At 67.2% G+C, this 15,471-nt stretch carries 27 protein-coding genes; all 27 read left to right on the forward strand.

Annotated features, from left to right (window positions below; all coding sequences use genetic code 11):
* The first annotated feature begins 6 nt into the window (after positions 1–6).
* The 27 genes from rplD to I3F54_RS08955 all read left to right on the forward strand — a co-directional run bounded on the left by rplD (position 7) and on the right by I3F54_RS08955 (position 15,266).
* Complete coding sequence (gene rplD, locus I3F54_RS08825) at positions 7–675, forward strand: 50S ribosomal protein L4 (RefSeq protein ID WP_240118072.1); 669 nt, start codon at positions 7–9, stop codon at positions 673–675.
* Complete coding sequence (rplW, locus tag I3F54_RS08830; RefSeq protein WP_240118073.1) at positions 675–1,094, forward strand: 50S ribosomal protein L23; 420 nt, start codon at positions 675–677, stop codon at positions 1,092–1,094. The genes rplD and rplW overlap by 1 nt, the downstream gene beginning before the upstream one ends.
* 51 nt (positions 1,095–1,145) lie before the next feature.
* Complete coding sequence (gene rplB, locus I3F54_RS08835; RefSeq protein WP_240118074.1) at positions 1,146–1,982, forward strand: 50S ribosomal protein L2; 837 nt, start codon at positions 1,146–1,148, stop codon at positions 1,980–1,982.
* Positions 1,983–1,994: 12 nt separating this feature from the next.
* Positions 1,995–2,276: a 30S ribosomal protein S19 gene (gene rpsS, locus I3F54_RS08840; RefSeq protein ID WP_053759516.1), complete on the forward strand. Its 282-nt coding sequence runs from the start codon at positions 1,995–1,997 to the stop codon at positions 2,274–2,276.
* 42 nt (positions 2,277–2,318) lie between these two features.
* Positions 2,319–2,666, forward strand: coding sequence for a 50S ribosomal protein L22 (gene rplV, locus I3F54_RS08845; RefSeq protein ID WP_205382446.1), 348 nt, complete (start codon positions 2,319–2,321; stop codon positions 2,664–2,666).
* Positions 2,666–3,490: a 30S ribosomal protein S3 gene (rpsC, locus tag I3F54_RS08850; RefSeq protein ID WP_205382447.1), complete on the forward strand. Its 825-nt coding sequence runs from the start codon at positions 2,666–2,668 to the stop codon at positions 3,488–3,490. Before rplV ends, rpsC begins: the two co-directional genes overlap by 1 nt.
* 5 nt (positions 3,491–3,495) lie before the next feature.
* Entirely contained in the window at positions 3,496–3,915 is a 420-nt protein-coding gene (gene rplP, locus I3F54_RS08855) for a 50S ribosomal protein L16 (RefSeq protein WP_029380975.1), read from the forward strand.
* Complete coding sequence (rpmC, locus tag I3F54_RS08860; protein ID WP_240118075.1) at positions 3,915–4,139, forward strand: 50S ribosomal protein L29; 225 nt, start codon at positions 3,915–3,917, stop codon at positions 4,137–4,139. The genes rplP and rpmC overlap by 1 nt, the downstream gene beginning before the upstream one ends.
* Positions 4,139–4,423 carry a 30S ribosomal protein S17 gene (gene rpsQ / locus I3F54_RS08865; RefSeq protein ID WP_240118076.1) on the forward strand — a complete coding sequence of 95 codons (285 nt, stop codon included), beginning with the start codon at positions 4,139–4,141 and terminating at the stop codon, positions 4,421–4,423. The genes rpmC and rpsQ overlap by 1 nt, the downstream gene beginning before the upstream one ends.
* A 138-nt stretch (positions 4,424–4,561) precedes the next feature.
* Positions 4,562–4,930 (forward strand): 50S ribosomal protein L14, encoded by a 369-nt coding sequence (gene rplN / locus I3F54_RS08870; RefSeq protein ID WP_003998823.1) that lies wholly within the window; start codon positions 4,562–4,564, stop codon positions 4,928–4,930.
* Positions 4,931–4,932: 2 nt separating this feature from the next.
* Positions 4,933–5,256 carry a 50S ribosomal protein L24 gene (gene rplX / locus I3F54_RS08875; RefSeq protein ID WP_205382450.1) on the forward strand — a complete coding sequence of 108 codons (324 nt, stop codon included), beginning with the start codon at positions 4,933–4,935 and terminating at the stop codon, positions 5,254–5,256.
* Positions 5,256–5,816, forward strand: coding sequence for a 50S ribosomal protein L5 (rplE, locus tag I3F54_RS08880; RefSeq protein WP_240118077.1), 561 nt, complete (start codon positions 5,256–5,258; stop codon positions 5,814–5,816). The genes rplX and rplE overlap by 1 nt, the downstream gene beginning before the upstream one ends.
* Positions 5,817–5,821: 5 nt before the next feature.
* Positions 5,822–6,007 (forward strand): type Z 30S ribosomal protein S14, encoded by a 186-nt coding sequence (locus I3F54_RS08885; protein WP_003948630.1) that lies wholly within the window; start codon positions 5,822–5,824, stop codon positions 6,005–6,007.
* 289 nt (positions 6,008–6,296) lie between these two features.
* Positions 6,297–6,695 carry a 30S ribosomal protein S8 gene (rpsH, locus tag I3F54_RS08890; RefSeq protein WP_240118078.1) on the forward strand — a complete coding sequence of 133 codons (399 nt, stop codon included), beginning with the start codon at positions 6,297–6,299 and terminating at the stop codon, positions 6,693–6,695.
* A gap of 24 nt (positions 6,696–6,719) precedes the next feature.
* Positions 6,720–7,259: a 50S ribosomal protein L6 gene (gene rplF, locus I3F54_RS08895; protein WP_240118079.1), complete on the forward strand. Its 540-nt coding sequence runs from the start codon at positions 6,720–6,722 to the stop codon at positions 7,257–7,259.
* 3 nt (positions 7,260–7,262) lie between these two features.
* Positions 7,263–7,646 carry a 50S ribosomal protein L18 gene (rplR, locus tag I3F54_RS08900; RefSeq protein ID WP_240118080.1) on the forward strand — a complete coding sequence of 128 codons (384 nt, stop codon included), beginning with the start codon at positions 7,263–7,265 and terminating at the stop codon, positions 7,644–7,646.
* Positions 7,647–7,683: 37 nt separating this feature from the next.
* Complete coding sequence (gene rpsE / locus I3F54_RS08905) at positions 7,684–8,289, forward strand: 30S ribosomal protein S5 (RefSeq protein ID WP_009190144.1); 606 nt, start codon at positions 7,684–7,686, stop codon at positions 8,287–8,289.
* Positions 8,290–8,291: 2 nt separating this feature from the next.
* Positions 8,292–8,474, forward strand: a complete 183-nt coding sequence (gene rpmD / locus I3F54_RS08910) for a 50S ribosomal protein L30 (RefSeq protein WP_003998814.1) — start codon at positions 8,292–8,294, stop codon at positions 8,472–8,474.
* Positions 8,475–8,476: 2 nt separating this feature from the next.
* The gene (rplO, locus tag I3F54_RS08915) at positions 8,477–8,932 is read left to right on the forward strand and encodes a 50S ribosomal protein L15 (RefSeq protein WP_059127184.1); all 456 of its coding nucleotides are present in this window, start codon (positions 8,477–8,479) and stop codon (positions 8,930–8,932) included.
* A 614-nt stretch (positions 8,933–9,546) separates the two neighbouring features.
* Entirely contained in the window at positions 9,547–10,860 is a 1,314-nt protein-coding gene (gene secY, locus I3F54_RS08920; protein WP_240118081.1) for a preprotein translocase subunit SecY, read from the forward strand.
* Positions 10,860–11,522 carry an adenylate kinase gene (locus I3F54_RS08925; RefSeq protein WP_240118082.1) on the forward strand — a complete coding sequence of 221 codons (663 nt, stop codon included), beginning with the start codon at positions 10,860–10,862 and terminating at the stop codon, positions 11,520–11,522. Before secY ends, I3F54_RS08925 begins: the two co-directional genes overlap by 1 nt.
* 126 nt (positions 11,523–11,648) lie before the next feature.
* Positions 11,649–12,485 carry a type I methionyl aminopeptidase gene (gene map, locus I3F54_RS08930; protein WP_240118146.1) on the forward strand — a complete coding sequence of 279 codons (837 nt, stop codon included), beginning with the start codon at positions 11,649–11,651 and terminating at the stop codon, positions 12,483–12,485.
* Between the two features lie 163 nt (positions 12,486–12,648).
* The gene (gene infA / locus I3F54_RS08935) at positions 12,649–12,870 is read left to right on the forward strand and encodes a translation initiation factor IF-1 (RefSeq protein ID WP_003948620.1); all 222 of its coding nucleotides are present in this window, start codon (positions 12,649–12,651) and stop codon (positions 12,868–12,870) included.
* Positions 12,871–12,935: 65 nt separating this feature from the next.
* Positions 12,936–13,049: a 50S ribosomal protein L36 gene (rpmJ, locus tag I3F54_RS08940; protein ID WP_003998809.1), complete on the forward strand. Its 114-nt coding sequence runs from the start codon at positions 12,936–12,938 to the stop codon at positions 13,047–13,049.
* Between the two features lie 196 nt (positions 13,050–13,245).
* Positions 13,246–13,626 (forward strand): 30S ribosomal protein S13, encoded by a 381-nt coding sequence (rpsM, locus tag I3F54_RS08945; RefSeq protein WP_240118083.1) that lies wholly within the window; start codon positions 13,246–13,248, stop codon positions 13,624–13,626.
* 64 nt (positions 13,627–13,690) lie between these two features.
* Positions 13,691–14,095 carry a 30S ribosomal protein S11 gene (gene rpsK, locus I3F54_RS08950; RefSeq protein WP_003956432.1) on the forward strand — a complete coding sequence of 135 codons (405 nt, stop codon included), beginning with the start codon at positions 13,691–13,693 and terminating at the stop codon, positions 14,093–14,095.
* A 148-nt stretch (positions 14,096–14,243) separates the two neighbouring features.
* Positions 14,244–15,266, forward strand: coding sequence for a DNA-directed RNA polymerase subunit alpha (locus tag I3F54_RS08955; protein ID WP_003966937.1), 1,023 nt, complete (start codon positions 14,244–14,246; stop codon positions 15,264–15,266).
* Positions 15,267–15,471: the final 205 nt, after the last annotated feature.

A 15,471-nucleotide genomic window follows, 5' to 3' on the forward strand; every position in this document is an offset into this window, starting at 1 on the left:
TAACCGATGAGCACTGTTGACATCCTTTCGCCGGCGGGCGAGAAGGCCGGTTCCGTCGAGCTCCCCGCGGAGATCTTCGGCGTTGAGAAGGTCAGCGTCCCGCTGATCCACCAGGTCGTCGTCGCACAGCTGGCCGCGGCCCGTCAGGGCACGCACAAGACGAAGACGCGCGGCGAGGTCCGCGGCGGTGGCAAGAAGCCGTACCGCCAGAAGGGCACCGGTCGCGCCCGTCAGGGTTCGACCCGCGCGCCGCAGTTCGCCGGTGGTGGCGTCGTGCACGGTCCCGTGCCGCGCGACTACTCGCAGCGCACCCCGAAGAAGATGAAGGCTGCCGCTCTGCGTCACGCCCTCACCGACCGGGCGCGTCACGACCGCATCCACGTCGTCTCCGGTGTGATCGAGGGCGAGACCCCGTCCACCAGGGCCGTCAAGACGCTGTTCGGCAAGATCAGCGAGCGCAGGAACCTGCTGCTCGTCGCCGAGCGCTCGGACGAGGCCGCGTGGCTGTCCGCCCGCAACCTGCCCCAGGTCCACATCCTGGAGCCGGGCCAGCTCAACACGTACGACGTTCTCGTCTCGGACGACGTGGTCTTCACCCAGTCCGCGTTCGAGTCCTTCGTGTCTGGCACGCCCTCTGCTGCGCGGAGCACTGACACCGAAGGGAGCGAGGCCTGATGGCTACGCGTCACCCGAGCATCGCCTCGAAGGCGGCCAAGGCCGCCAAGGCCGCGCGCGTCGCCAAGGCGCGCCGCCACGCCACCGAAGGCAAGAACACCGTCGTCACCCCGGCGAGCAAGGCGTACACGGACCCCCGTGACGTCCTGCTGAAGCCGGTCGTGTCCGAGAAGAGCTACGCGCTCCTCGACGAGAACAAGTACACGTTCGTCGTCGACCCGCGTGCCAACAAGACCCAGATCAAGGAGGCCGTCCAGGCGGTCTTCGACGTCAAGGTCACCGGGGTCAACACGATCAACCGCCAGGGCAAGCGCAAGCGGACCCGCACCGGGTTCGGCCAGCGTGCCGCCACCAAGCGCGCGATCGTGACCCTTGCCGAGGGCGACCGAATCGACATCTTCGGCGGTCCGACCGCGTAAGCGGTCGGGATCGTCCAGATTTCGGAAATCACTTCCGAGGACTGAGAGACAATGGGTATCCGCAAGTACAAGCCGACGACTCCTGGCCGTCGTGGCGCCAGCGTCGCCGACTTCGTCGAGGTCACGCGGTCCACGCCGGAGAAGTCGCTGGTCCGCCCCCTGCACAGCAAGGGTGGCCGCAACAACGCCGGTCGTGTGACCGTCCGCCACCAGGGTGGTGGCCACAAGCGCGCCTACCGTGTGATCGACTTCCGTCGTCACGACAAGGACGGCGTGCCGGCGAAGGTCGCGCACATCGAGTACGACCCGAACCGCACCGCGCGCATCGCGCTCCTGCACTACGCGGACGGCGAGAAGCGCTACATCCTGGCCCCCCGTGGCCTGAACCAGGGCGACCGGATCGAGAACGGCCCCGGCGCCGACATCAAGCCCGGTAACAACCTGGCGCTGCGCAACATCCCCGTCGGTACGACGATCCACTCCGTGGAGCTTCGTCCGGGCGGCGGCGCCAAGTTCGCCCGCTCCGCCGGTGCCTCCGTGCAGCTGCTCGCGAAGGAGGGCCAGATGGCCCACCTCCGCATGCCCTCCGGTGAGATCCGCCTGGTCGACGTGCGCTGCCGCGCCACCGTCGGCGAGGTCGGCAACGCCGAGCAGAGCAACATCAACTGGGGCAAGGCCGGTCGCAAGCGCTGGCTGGGCGTCCGCCCGACCGTTCGCGGTGTGGCGATGAACCCGGTCGACCACCCCCACGGTGGTGGTGAGGGCAAGACCTCCGGTGGTCGCCACCCGGTCAGCCCCTGGGGTCAGAAGGAAGGTCGTACTCGTTCTCCCAAGAAGGCGAGCAACAAGTACATCGTCCGCCGCCGCAAGACGAACAAGAAGCGCTAAGGACGGGTTGAGATGCCTCGTAGCTTGAAGAAGGGGCCCTTCGTCGACGACCACCTCATGAAGAAGGTGGACGCCCAGAACGAAGCCGGCACCAAGAACGTCATCAAGACCTGGTCCCGCCGCTCCATGATCGTGCCGGCCATGCTGGGCCACACGCTGGCGGTGCACAACGGCAAGACCCACATCCCGGTGTTCGTCACCGAGTCGATGGTCGGCCACAAGCTCGGCGAGTTCTCGCCGACGCGCACCTTCCGGGGTCACGTCAAGGATGACCGGAAGTCGAAGCGCCGCTAACGCGGATCGCATTCAGACACGTAAGTAACTGAAGGGACAACCATGGAAGCCAGGGCCCAGGCGCGGTACATCCGCGTCACGCCCATGAAGGCCCGCCGCGTGGTGGACCTCATCCGTGGCATGAACGCCACGGAGGCCCAGGCAGTCCTGCGATTCGCTCCGCAGGCTGCTTCCGTGCCGGTCGGCAAGGTGCTCGACAGCGCCATCGCCAACGCCGCGCACAACTACGACCACACCGACGTCGACGACCTGTTCGTCTCCGAAGCGTTCGTCGACGAGGGCCCGACCCTGAAGCGGTTCCGTCCGCGTGCCCAGGGCCGTGCCTACCGGATCCGCAAGCGGACCAGCCACATCACCGTGGTCGTCGCCAGCAAGGAAGGAACCCGGTAATGGGCCAGAAGGTAAACCCGCACGGGTTCCGGCTCGGTGTCACCACCGACTTCAAGTCGCGGTGGTACGCCGACAAGCTGTACAAGGACTACGTCAAGGAAGACGTCGCCATCCGTCGGATGATGACGTCCGGCATGGAGCGCGCCGGCATCTCGAAGGTGGAGATCGAGCGCACCCGTGACCGCGTGCGTGTGGACATCCACACCGCTCGTCCGGGCATCGTCATCGGCCGCCGTGGTGCCGAGGCCGACCGCATCCGCGGCGACCTCGAGAAGCTCACGGGCAAGCAGGTCCAGCTGAACATCCTCGAGGTCAAGAACCCCGAGACCGACGCTCAGCTCGTGGCCCAGGCCGTCGCCGAGCAGCTCTCCTCCCGCGTCTCCTTCCGTCGGGCCATGCGCAAGAGCATGCAGTCCGCCATGAAGGCCGGCGCCAAGGGCATCAAGATCCAGTGCGGTGGCCGCCTCGGCGGCGCCGAGATGTCCCGCTCGGAGTTCTACCGCGAGGGCCGCGTGCCCCTGCACACGCTCCGCGCGAACGTGGACTACGGCTTCTTCGAGGCCCGTACGACCTTCGGCCGCATCGGTGTGAAGGTCTGGATCTACAAGGGCGACGTCAAGAACATCGCCGAGGTCCGCGCCGAGAACGCCGCCGCCCGTGCGGGCAACCGCCCGGCTCGCGGTGGCTCCGACCGCCCGGCCCGTGGTGGCCGCGGTGGCGAGCGGCGCGGTCGCAAGCCGCAGCAGGCTGCCGGTGCCGAGGCCCCCAAGGCCGAGGCCCCCAAGGCCGACGCTCCGGCTGAGAGCACCGGAACGGAGGCCTGACCGTCATGCTGATCCCCCGTAGGGTCAAGCACCGCAAGCAGCACCACCCGAAGCGCAACGGCATGTCCAAGGGTGGCACGCAGGTTGCTTTCGGTGAGTACGGCATCCAGGCGCTGACGCCGGCGTACGTCACGAACCGCCAGATCGAGGCGGCTCGTATCGCCATGACCCGTCACATCAAGCGTGGCGGCAAGGTCTGGATCAACATCTACCCGGACCGCCCGCTGACCAAGAAGCCCGCCGAGACCCGCATGGGTTCCGGTAAGGGTTCCCCGGAGTGGTGGGTCGCGAACGTCAAGCCCGGTCGGGTGATGTTCGAGCTGTCCTACCCGAACGAGAAGATCGCCCGTGAGGCGCTGACCCGTGCGGCCCACAAGCTGCCGATGAAGTGCCGGATCGTCAAGCGCGAGGCAGGTGAAGCGTGATGTCGGTCGGCACCAAGGCGTCCGAGCTGCGCGAGCTGGGCAACGAGGAGCTTCTGGGCAAGCTCCGCGAGGCCAAGGAAGAGCTGTTCAACCTCCGCTTCCAGGCGGCGACGGGTCAGCTCGAGAACCACGGCCGTCTCAGGGCGGTCCGCAAGGACATCGCCCGGATCTACACCCTCATGCGTGAGCGTGAGCTCGGCATCGAGACGGTGGAGAACGCCTGATGAGCGAGAGCAACGTGACTGAGAAGCAGGAAGACCGCGGATTCCGCAAGACCCGTGAGGGTCTGGTCGTCAGCGACAAGATGGACAAGACCGTCGTCGTCGCCGTCGAGGACCGTGTCAAGCACGCGCTGTACGGCAAGGTCATCCGCCGTACGAACAAGCTCAAGGCGCACGACGAGCAGAACAGCTGCGGCGTCGGCGACCGCGTCCTCCTGATGGAGACCCGGCCGCTGTCGGCGACCAAGCGCTGGCGCGTCGTCGAGATCCTCGAGAAGGCCAAGTAATTCCCGCGAGGGAGTTGCGCAGGCAAGCACATCCCTCCTAGGGGGACCCCCTAGGCATCGTTCCGCCAGGCTCGGGGCGGGGTCGCGTGTCCCACACCGACTCCGCCCCGGGAACCGGCAGACATCCAGGAGATAGACGTGATCCAGCAGGAGTCGCGACTGCGTGTCGCCGACAACACTGGTGCGAAGGAGATCCTTTGCATCCGTGTGCTCGGTGGCTCCGGTCGCCGCTACGCGGGTATCGGTGACGTCATCGTCGCCACCGTCAAGGACGCGATCCCCGGTGGCAACGTGAAGAAGGGTGACGTCGTCAAGGCGGTCATCGTTCGCACCGTCAAGGAGCGCCGCCGTCCCGACGGCTCGTACATCCGCTTCGACGAGAACGCCGCCGTCATTCTCAAGAACGACGGCGACCCTCGTGGCACCCGTATCTTCGGCCCGGTGGGCCGTGAGCTGCGCGAGAAGAAGTTCATGAAGATCATCTCCCTCGCGCCGGAGGTGCTGTGAGCATGAAGATCAAGAAGGGCGACCTGGTCCAGGTCATCACCGGCAAGGACAAGGGCAAGCAGGGCAAGGTCATTGCCGCTTTCCCGCGCGACGAGCGCGTCCTGGTCGAGGGTGTCAACCGGGTCAAGAAGCACACGAAGGCCGGGCCGACCGCTCAGGGTTCGCAGGCCGGCGGCATCGTGACCACCGAGGCCCCCATCCACGTCAGCAACGTCATGCTGGTCGTGGAGAAGGACGGCCAGAAGGTCCCGACCCGCGTCGGCTACCGCTTCGACGACGAGGGCAACAAGATCCGCGTTGCCAAGCGGACGGGTGAGGACATCTGATGACGACCACCACCGTGACCCCGCGTCTGAAGCAGAAGTACAGGGGCGAGATCGTCCAGAAGCTGCGTGACGAGTTCCAGTACGAGAACGTCATGCAGGTTCCGGGCCTCGTCAAGATCGTGGTCAACATGGGTGTCGGCGACGCCGCCCGTGACTCGAAGCTGATCGAGGGCGCGATCCGCGACCTGACCACGATCACCGGTCAGAAGCCGGCCGTCACCAAGGCCCGCAAGTCCATCGCGCAGTTCAAGCTGCGTGAGGGTCAGCCGATCGGTGCCCACGTCACGCTCCGTGGCGACCGCATGTGGGAGTTCCTGGACCGCACCCTGTCGCTCGCGCTGCCGCGCATCCGCGACTTCCGCGGCCTGTCCCCCAAGCAGTTCGACGGCCGTGGCAACTACACCTTCGGTCTCACGGAGCAGGTCATGTTCCACGAGATCGACCAGGACAAGATCGACCGCGTCCGGGGTATGGACATCACCGTGGTGACCACGGCGACCAACGACGAAGAGGGCCGTGCCCTTCTCCGTCACCTCGGCTTCCCGTTCAAGGAGGCGTGAGCGAGATGGCGAAGAAGGCTCTCATCGCGAAGGCTGCTCGCAAGCCCAAGTTCGGTGTGCGTGGCTACACCCGCTGCCAGCGCTGCGGCCGTCCGCACTCCGTGTACCGCAAGTTCGGCCTCTGCCGCGTGTGCCTTCGTGAGATGGCTCACCGTGGCGAGCTGCCGGGCGTGACCAAGAGCTCCTGGTAGTCCCGCCCAACCGTCGCCCGACCACCGCCCCTTGAGGGCGGCCCCTCGGGCCGGCCGGTTGGACCGGAACACCTGGACCTCTCGGTAAGCAACCGGGACGGCAGGGGCTCCCGCCCTCATGGCGTAGGCTGGGAGGGTTGGGCCTCTGCCGCCCCGAACGCACGCGGACTAGTCCGCCAGTAATTGCTTACTACGCCGTAGGTCCCCGCGCCGCACCCGTCCCGTCCCTGTACGGGGAGAGGGATGGCGCATATAGGAAACCCCGGCGAGAAAGGCCACAGGCCAATTCATGACCATGACTGATCCGATCGCAGACATGCTCACGCGTCTGCGGAACGCGAACTCGGCTTACCACGACTCGGTGTCGATGCCGCACTCCAAGATCAAGTCTCACATCGCGGAGATCCTCCAGCAGGAGGGCTTCATCACGGGCTGGAAGGTCGAGGACGCCGAGGTCGGCAAGAACCTCGTCCTGGACCTGAAGTTCGGTCCCAACCGTGAGCGCTCCATCGCGGGCATCAAGCGGATCTCCAAGCCCGGTCTCCGGGTCTACGCGAAGTCCACCAACCTGCCGAAGGTGCTCGGCGGCCTGGGCGTGGCGATCATCTCCACGTCGCACGGGCTCCTCACCGACAAGCAGGCCGGCAAGAAGGGCGTGGGTGGGGAAGTCCTCGCCTACGTCTGGTAGCAGAAGGGAACGGAGGAAACAGCTATGTCGCGCATCGGCAAGCTCCCCATCGCGGTTCCCGCCGGCGTGGACGTCACCATCGACGGCCGTACGGTCTCGGTCAAGGGCCCCAAGGGCGCTCTGACCCACACCGTCGCGGCGCCGATCGACATCGCCAAGGGCGAGGACGGCACCCTGGAGGTGACCCGCCCCAACGACGAGCGTCAGAGCAAGGCCCTGCACGGCCTGTCCCGCACGCTGGTGGCGAACATGATCACCGGCGTGACCCAGGGTTACGTGAAGAAGCTCGAGATCAGTGGTGTCGGTTACCGCGTGACCGCCAAGGGCTCGAACCTCGAGTTCGCGCTCGGCTACAGCCACCCGATCACGGTCGAGGCCCCCGAGGGCATCACCTTCAAGGTGGAGAACCCGACCCGTTTCTCGGTCGAGGGCATCGACAAGCAGAAGGTCGGCGAGGTTGCGGCCAACATCCGCAAGCTGCGCAAGCCCGACCCGTACAAGGCCAAGGGCGTCAAGTACGAGGGCGAAGTCATCCGCCGCAAGGTCGGAAAGGCGGGTAAGTAAGCCATGGCATACGGGCAGAAGATCCTCAAGGGCGACGCCTACAAGCGCGCCGCGATCAAGCGCCGCCACGTCCGGATCCGCAAGCGGATCTCCGGTACGGCGGAGCGTCCCCGTCTGGTCGTGACCCGCTCCAACCGCCACATCGTGGCGCAGGTGATCGACGACCTGAAGGGCCACACCCTGGCGTCGGCGTCCACGCTGGACGCGTCGATCCGTGGTGGCGAGTCCGACAAGTCCGCGCAGGCCAAGCAGGTCGGCGCCCTGGTCGCCGAGCGTGCCAAGGCCGCCGGTGTCGAGGCCGTCGTGTTCGACCGTGGTGGCAACCAGTACGCCGGGCGCATCGCCGCCCTGGCGGACGCCGCCCGCGAGGCCGGGCTCAGGTTCTGAGCCGCCGTAGCTAGCGGAAAAGAGAGAGGTAAATCCAATGGCTGGACCCCAGCGCCGCGGTGGCGGTGCCGGTGGCGGCGAGCGGCGGGACCGGAAGGGCCGTGACGGCGGCGCTGCTGCCGCCGAGAAGACCGCGTACGTTGAGCGCGTCGTCGCGATCAACCGCGTCGCCAAGGTTGTGAAGGGTGGTCGTCGCTTCAGCTTCACCGCGCTGGTCGTGGTGGGCGACGGTGACGGCACCGTGGGTGTCGGTTACGGCAAGGCCAAGGAGGTGCCGGCCGCCATCGCCAAGGGCGTTGAGGAGGCCAAGAAGCACTTCTTCAAGGTCCCCCGGATCCAGGGCACCATCCCGCACCCCATCCAGGGTGAGAAGGCTGCCGGCGTCGTGCTGCTCAAGCCGGCTTCCCCGGGTACCGGTGTGATCGCCGGTGGTCCGGTGCGCGCCGTGCTCGAGTGCGCCGGTATCCACGACGTGCTGTCGAAGTCGCTCGGCTCCGACAACGCCATCAACATCGTGCACGCGACCGTGGAGGCCCTGAAGGGCCTGCAGCGTCCCGAGGAGATCGCGGCCCGCCGTGGTCTGCCGCTGGAGGACGTCGCCCCCGCGGCTCTGCTGCGTGCGCGTGCCGGGGCGGGTGCGTAGTCGTGGCGCAGCTCAAGATCACGCAGGTGAAGTCCTACATCGGCAGCAAGCAGAACCACCGTGACACCCTGCGGTCGCTTGGTCTCAAGGGGATCAACACCGTGGTCGTCAAGGAGGACCGCCCCGAGTTCCGCGGCATGGTGCACACCGTCCGCCACCTCGTGACGGTCGAGGAGGTCGACTGATCATGGCGGAGCAGAACCCGCTCAAGATCCACAACCTCCGTCCCGCCCCCGGCGCCAAGACCGCCAAGACCCGTGTCGGTCGTGGTGAGGCGTCGAAGGGTAAGACGGCCGGTCGTGGTACCAAGGGCACCAAGGCCCGCTACCAGGTTCCGGAGCGCTTCGAGGGCGGCCAGATGCCGCTGCACATGCGCCTCCCGAAGCTGAAGGGCTTCAAGAACCCGTTCAAGACCGAGTACCAGGTCGTGAACCTCGACAAGCTGGCCGCGCTCTACCCCGAGGGTGGCGAGGTCACCGTCGAGGGTCTGGTGGCCAAGGGCGCCGTTCGCAAGAACGCGCTCGTCAAGGTCCTGGGTCAGGGCGAGATCTCCGTGGCGCTGCAGGTGACGGTCGACGCCGTCTCCGGCTCCGCCAAGGAGAAGATCACCGCCGCCGGCGGCACGGTCACCGAGCTCGTCTGACGCGCGAGACGCCCGCCGCTTCCGTGACGGGCGCTTGGCCGCACTCAGCCCCACTCCGCCACGGCGGAGTGGGGCTGAGGCCGTCTGTGGGGGCGTTCGGCTTCAACTGCCCGTGCGTGCGGGAGGCTTGGGGCCGGCCGGGTGGGTTTTGAGTTATCTTGAACATGACACCCGGGTGAACTGATGTTCCCACGCTCACCGCTGTGGAGGGAGATCCGCTGGAACGGCGGCGGTGAGTCCCGCGCGCTCTCGGCGTGGCGCAACGGGTGGCCGGCGCCACACCGGCACTCACCTCACCGTGCGGCCCCCCGTCCCCGACCGTTCACACGCATCGGTGACCCCGGGCCGCGGGCGCGGCGTACGACGACGGGGCCCCGGAAGGCGGCGGCGGGCCGGAGCCCCCTTCAGGGGCCCGTTGGCACGCGTCACCGGCCGCGTCCCGGGACGCCCGGCTCCCCGGGGCAGGGCGGGCATCCCGTTCCGTCCGCGATATGGGTAGGCTGTGCTGTCGGCGCCCGGCGCCGTGTCGCCATGCCGTAACCTCTTTCACCAACCCGTCAATCACCTTAGCCATCTACCTCACGTGCGCACGCGCGGGGGTCGCAGGAGGCACCGTGCTCACCGCGTTCGCCCGGGCGTTCAGGACGCCCGACCTGCGCAAGAAGCTGCTCTTCACGCTCGGCATCATCGTGGTCTACCGGGTCGGCACCCACGTCCCGATCCCGGGTGTCGACTACAAGTCCGTCCAGCAGTGCGTGGACGAGGCGTCCGGCAACCAGGGGCTCTTCGGCCTCGTCAACATGTTCAGCGGCGGTGCGCTGCTCCAGATCACGGTCTTCGCGCTGGGCATCATGCCGTACATCACGGCGAGCATCATCCTGCAGCTGCTGACCGTGGTGATCCCGCGTCTGGAAGCCCTGAAGAAGGAGGGCCAGGCCGGTACGGCGAAGATCACCCAGTACACCCGGTACCTGACGGTGGCGCTGGCCGTCCTCCAGGGCACGGGCCTGGTGGCCACCGCCCGCAGCGGCGCGCTCTTCTCCGGTTGCACGGTCGGATCGCAGATCGTCCCGGACCGCACGATCTTCAGCACGATCGTCATGGTCATCTGCATGACCGCCGGTACGGCCGTCGTGATGTGGCTCGGTGAGCTGATCACCGACCGCGGTATCGGCAACGGCATGTCGATCCTGATGTTCATCTCGATCGCCGCCACCTTCCCGTCCGCCCTCTGGGCCATCAAGAAGCAGGGCAACCTGGCGGACGGCTGGATCGAGTTCGGCACCGTCATCGCCGTCGGCCTGGCCATGGTCGGACTGGTGGTCTTCGTCGAGCAGGCACAGCGCCGCATCCCCGTGCAGTACGCGAAGCGGATGATCGGACGCCGTTCGTACGGCGGCACGTCCACGTACATCCCGCTGAAGGTGAACCAGGCGGGTGTGATCCCGGTCATCTTCGCCTCGTCGCTGCTCTACATCCCGGCGCTGGTCGCGCAGTTCTCCGGTGGCAACTCGGAGTGGAAGCAGTGGGTCACTGCCAACCTGACCAAGGGCAGCCACCCGATCTACATCACCCTGTACTTCTTGCTCATCGTTTTCTTCGCGTTCTTCTACGTGGCGATCTCCTTCAACCCCGAGGAAGTCGCCGACAACATGAAGAAGTATGGTGGCTTCATCCCGGGCATCCGGGCTGGCCGACCGACCGCTGAGTACCTCTCCTACGTGCTCAACCGGATCACCTGGCCGGGTTCGCTGTATCTGGGCCTGATCGCTCTCGTACCGACAATGGCGTTGGTCGGCTTCAACGCGAGCCAGAACTTCCCGTTCGGCGGGACCAGCATCCTGATCATCGTGGGTGTCGGCCTCGAGACGGTGAAGCAGATCGAGAGCCAGCTTCAGCAGCGCAATTACGAAGGGTTCCTCCGCTGATGCGAATCGTCCTCGTCGGGCCGCCCGGTGCCGGTAAGGGTACGCAGGCCACGCGCCTGGCCGAGAAGCTGCGCGTCCCGCACATCTCCACGGGCGACCTGTTCCGCGCCAACATCAGCCAGCAGACGGAGCTCGGGAAACTCGCGAAGTCCTACATGGACGCCGGCAACCTCGTCCCCGACGAGGTGACCATCGCGATGGCCAAGGACCGCATGGAGCAGCCCGACGCCGAGAACGGCTTCCTGCTCGACGGCTTCCCGCGCAACGTCTCGCAGGCGGAGGCGCTGGACGAGCTGCTGACCACCGAGCACATGAGGCTCGACGCGGTGCTCGACCTGGAGGCCCCCGAGGAGGAGGTCGTCAAGCGGATCGCCGGCCGGCGCATCTGCCGCAACGACGGCTCGCACGTCTTCCACGAGACGTACAAGAAGCCCACCGCGGCCGGCGTCTGCGACGTCTGCGGGGGTGAGCTCTACCAGCGCGACGACGACTCCGAGGAGACGGTCCGCAAGCGGCTGGAGGTCTACCACACGCAGACCGAGCCGATCATCGACTACTACAAGGCCCAGGGCCTCGTGGTGACGATCTCGGCGATGGGCCCGGTGGACGAGGTCACCGAGCGGGCTCTGGGGGCGCTGAAGCGCGAGGGCGACGGCAAGTAGGCAGTGGCCGCCGTCAGGCTTTCCGGCCGTGGCGTCCCCAGGGACGCCACGGCCGTAGTGTTGTGTGTGCACGCGTGTGCGTGCAGGTGACCGGTTGACGTGAGTGACGGAGAGCGCAGGCTTTTCATGGTGCAGATCAAGACGCCCGAGCAGATCGCGAAGATGCGGGCGGCGGGCCTGGTCGTCGCCGCCATCCACGCGGCCACGCGCGAGGCCGCGGTGCCCGGCGCCACGACCAAGGACCTGGACGAGGTCGCCCGCAAGGTCCTCGCCGAGCACGGCGCGAAGTCGAACTTCCTCGGCTACGGAGGCTTCCCCGCGACGATCTGCACCTCCGTGAACGAGGTGGTCGTCCACGGCATCCCGTCCGAGGACGTCGTGCTCAAGGACGGCGACGTCATCTCCATCGACTGCGGCGCGATCATCGACGGCTGGCACGGGGACGCCGCGTACACGGCCTTCGTCGGCTCCGGCCACGCCCCGGAGCTGGTCGAGCTCTCCCGGGTGACCGAGGAGTCGATGTGGGCCGGCATCGCCGCCATGAAGCAGGGCAACCGGCTGGTCGACATCTCCCGGGCGATCGAGACCTACATCCGCCGCCAGCCGAAGCCGGGTGGCGGCCGCTACGGCATCATCGAGGACTACGGCGGCCACGGCATCGGCACCGAGATGCACATGGACCCGCACCTGCTGAACTACGTGGAGCGCAGGAGGGGCAAGGGCCCGAAGCTGGTCCCCGGGTTCTGCCTGGCCATCGAGCCGATGGTCTCCCTCGGCACTCCGCGCACGGAGGTCCTGCAGGACGACTGGACGGTCATCACGACCGACGGCACCTGGTCCTCGCACTGGGAGCACTCCATCGCCCTCACGGAACAGGGCCCGCTGGTGCTGACCGCTCCCGACGGCGGCCGGGCGAAGCTCGCCGAGTACGGCATCACCGCGGCACCGGATCCCCTTGCGTGACGATCGGCATGACGATCTCGTCCGCTGGGCACACTTTCTCAATTCGTCTTTCCGGGTGTGCTGACGTAGACTGACTCGTCGGCTCTTGTGCACCCGCATGTCCGCATGCTCACCAACGGTGCACGCCAGAGTCGATCAAGGTAGTCGATTCGAAGGGCGAAGCGTGGCCAAGAAGCAAGGTGCCATCGAGATCGAGGGCACTGTCGTCGAGTCTCTGCCGAACGCCATGTTCAAGGTCGAGCTCCAGAACGGCCACCAGGTCCTGGCACACATCAGCGGCAAGATGCGTATGCACTACATCCGCATCCTCCCTGACGACCGGGTCGTGGTGGAGCTGTCTCCGTACGACCTGACGCGTGGCCGGATCGTCTACCGCTACAAGTAGATCTTGCCCACGTCCCGCGCCCGTCGCGGGGCCGCCGGCAACTGACCCGGAGAACCTCACATCCCATGAAGGTCAAGCCGAGCGTCAAGAAGATCTGCGACAAGTGCAGGGTGATCCGCCGCCACGGTCGGGTCATGGTCATCTGCGAGAACCCGCGCCACAAGCAGCGCCAGGGCTGACGCACGACCACACCCTCTGCACCTCTGTGGCAGAGACTTCGCGCGACGCGAGCTGAATATGTACATACGCAGGGCCCGAGCCGTCCCCGACGACTCGACACCCCCGGCTCGGAGGCCGGGGACCCAGTCCGTACCTGACACGGCGGCTGGGAACCGGCTCTGCGGAAGACCTCCGAAGATCACCAGGAGCCATTGAATGGCACGCGTTTCCGGTGTCGACATCCCGCGCGAAAAGCGCGTGGAGGTCGCCCTCACCTACGTGTTCGGCATCGGCCGGACCCTTTCCCAGCAGACGCTGGCTGCCACCGGCGTCGACCCGAACACCCGCGTGCGCGACCTCTCCGAGGAGCAGCTCGTCGCGATCCGCGAGTACGTCGACAACAACGTCAAGACCGAGGGTGACCTCCGTCGCGAGATCCAGGCCGACATCCGCCGCAAGGTCGAGATCGGCTGCTACCAGGGTCTGCGGCACCGCCGCGGTCTGCCCGTCCGCGGTCAGCGCACCAGCACCAACGCTCGTACCCGCAAGGGCCCGCGTCGCGCCATCGCCGGCAAGAAGAAGCCGGGCAAGAAGTAGTCCGCAGCGGACACCTGTCCACGGTCTTCGCTGTAGGACCGACCACCTCCTCAGGAGTTAAGACATGCCCCCCAAGGGACGTCAGGGCGCTGCCAAGAAGGTGCGCCGCAAGGAAAAGAAGAACGTCGCTCACGGCCACGCCCACATCAAGAGCACGTTCAACAACACCATCGTGTCGATCACGGACCCGTCCGGCAACGTGATCTCCTGGGCCTCCGCCGGCCACGTCGGCTTCAAGGGCTCCCGGAAGTCCACGCCGTTCGCCGCGCAGATGGCCGCCGAGTCGGCTGCCCGCCGCGCCCAGGAGCACGGCATGCGCAAGGTCGACGTGTTCGTCAAGGGTCCGGGCTCCGGCCGTGAGACCGCGATCCGCTCCCTGCAGGCCACGGGCCTCGAGGTCGGCTCCATCCAGGACGTCACCCCGACCCCGCACAACGGCTGCCGCCCGCCGAAGCGCCGCCGCGTCTGACGCACGGCTGCCTCAGGGCTTTTCCGGGCGGTACGTCCCCTCGTGGGCCGTACCGCCCGTACCCTTGCAGTACCCCCGTGCTTTCCGGGCGCGGGTTCCGTCGGGCGTCATATAGCGGGCGTCCACGACTGAAGGATCTGATCCACACATGCTGATCGCTCAGCGTCCCTCGTTGACCGAAGAGGTCGTCGACGAGTTCCGCTCCCGGTTCGTGATCGAGCCGCTGGAGCCGGGCTTCGGCTACACCCTCGGCAACTCCCTGCGTCGTACGCTCCTCTCCTCGATCCCGGGTGCGGCGGTCACGTCCATCCGCATCGACGGCGTTCTGCACGAGTTCACCACCGTGCCGGGTGTCAAGGAGGACGTCACCGACCTCATCCTCAACATCAAGCAGCTGGTCGTCTCCTCCGAGCACGACGAGCCGGTCGTGATGTACCTGCGCAAGCAGGGTCCGGGTCTCGTCACCGCCGCCGACATCGCGCCCCCGGCCGGTGTCGAGGTGCACAACCCCGACCTCGTCCTCGCCACGCTCAACGGCAAGGGCAAGCTGGAGATGGAGCTGACCGTCGAGCGCGGTCGCGGCTACGTCTCCGCCGTGCAGAACAAGCAGGTGGGTCAGGAGATCGGCCGCATCCCGGTCGACTCGATCTACTCGCCGGTTCTCAAGGTCACCTACAAGGTCGAGGCGACCCGTGTCGAGCAGCGCACCGACTTCGACAAGCTGATCGTCGACGTCGAGACCAAGCAGGCGATGCGTCCGCGTGACGCCATGGCCTCCGCCGGCAAGACCCTGGTCGAGCTGTTCGGTCTCGCCCGCGAGCTGAACATCGACGCCGAGGGCATCGACATGGGTCCGTCCCCGACGGACGCCGCACTCGCCGCCGACCTGGCACTGCCGATCGAGGAGCTGGAGCTCACGGTCCGCTCCTACAACTGCCTCAAGCGTGAGGGCATCCACTCCGTGGGTGAGCTCGTCGCCCGCTCCGAGGCCGACCTGCTGGACATCCGCAACTTCGGTGCGAAGTCCATCGACGAGGTCAAGGCGAAGCTGGCCGGCATGGGCCTGGCCCTGAAGGACAGCCCGCCCGGATTCGACCCGACCGCCGCCGCCGACGCCTTCGGCGCCGACGACGACGCGGACGCCGGGTTCGTGGAGACCGAGCAGTACTGACGGCTCGGGACCCACGGTCCGTACCCGGGGGCGCCGGGCGCAGAGCCCGGCGCGCCCACGTGGCGGAGCCGCACGATCGAGTGGCTCCGCACCCCTTCCGGGATCGCCCCTGCGGGGCGCTCCCGGATCTCCGACAGGCGACCGCCTGCTCGGATACTGACTCCGGTACCTGATACGGCCGGGGCAGACCCACAGGAGAAGAACC

The organism is Streptomyces sp. MUM 2J (assembly GCF_022414535.1).
Taxonomy (GTDB): domain Bacteria; phylum Actinomycetota; class Actinomycetes; order Streptomycetales; family Streptomycetaceae; genus Streptomyces.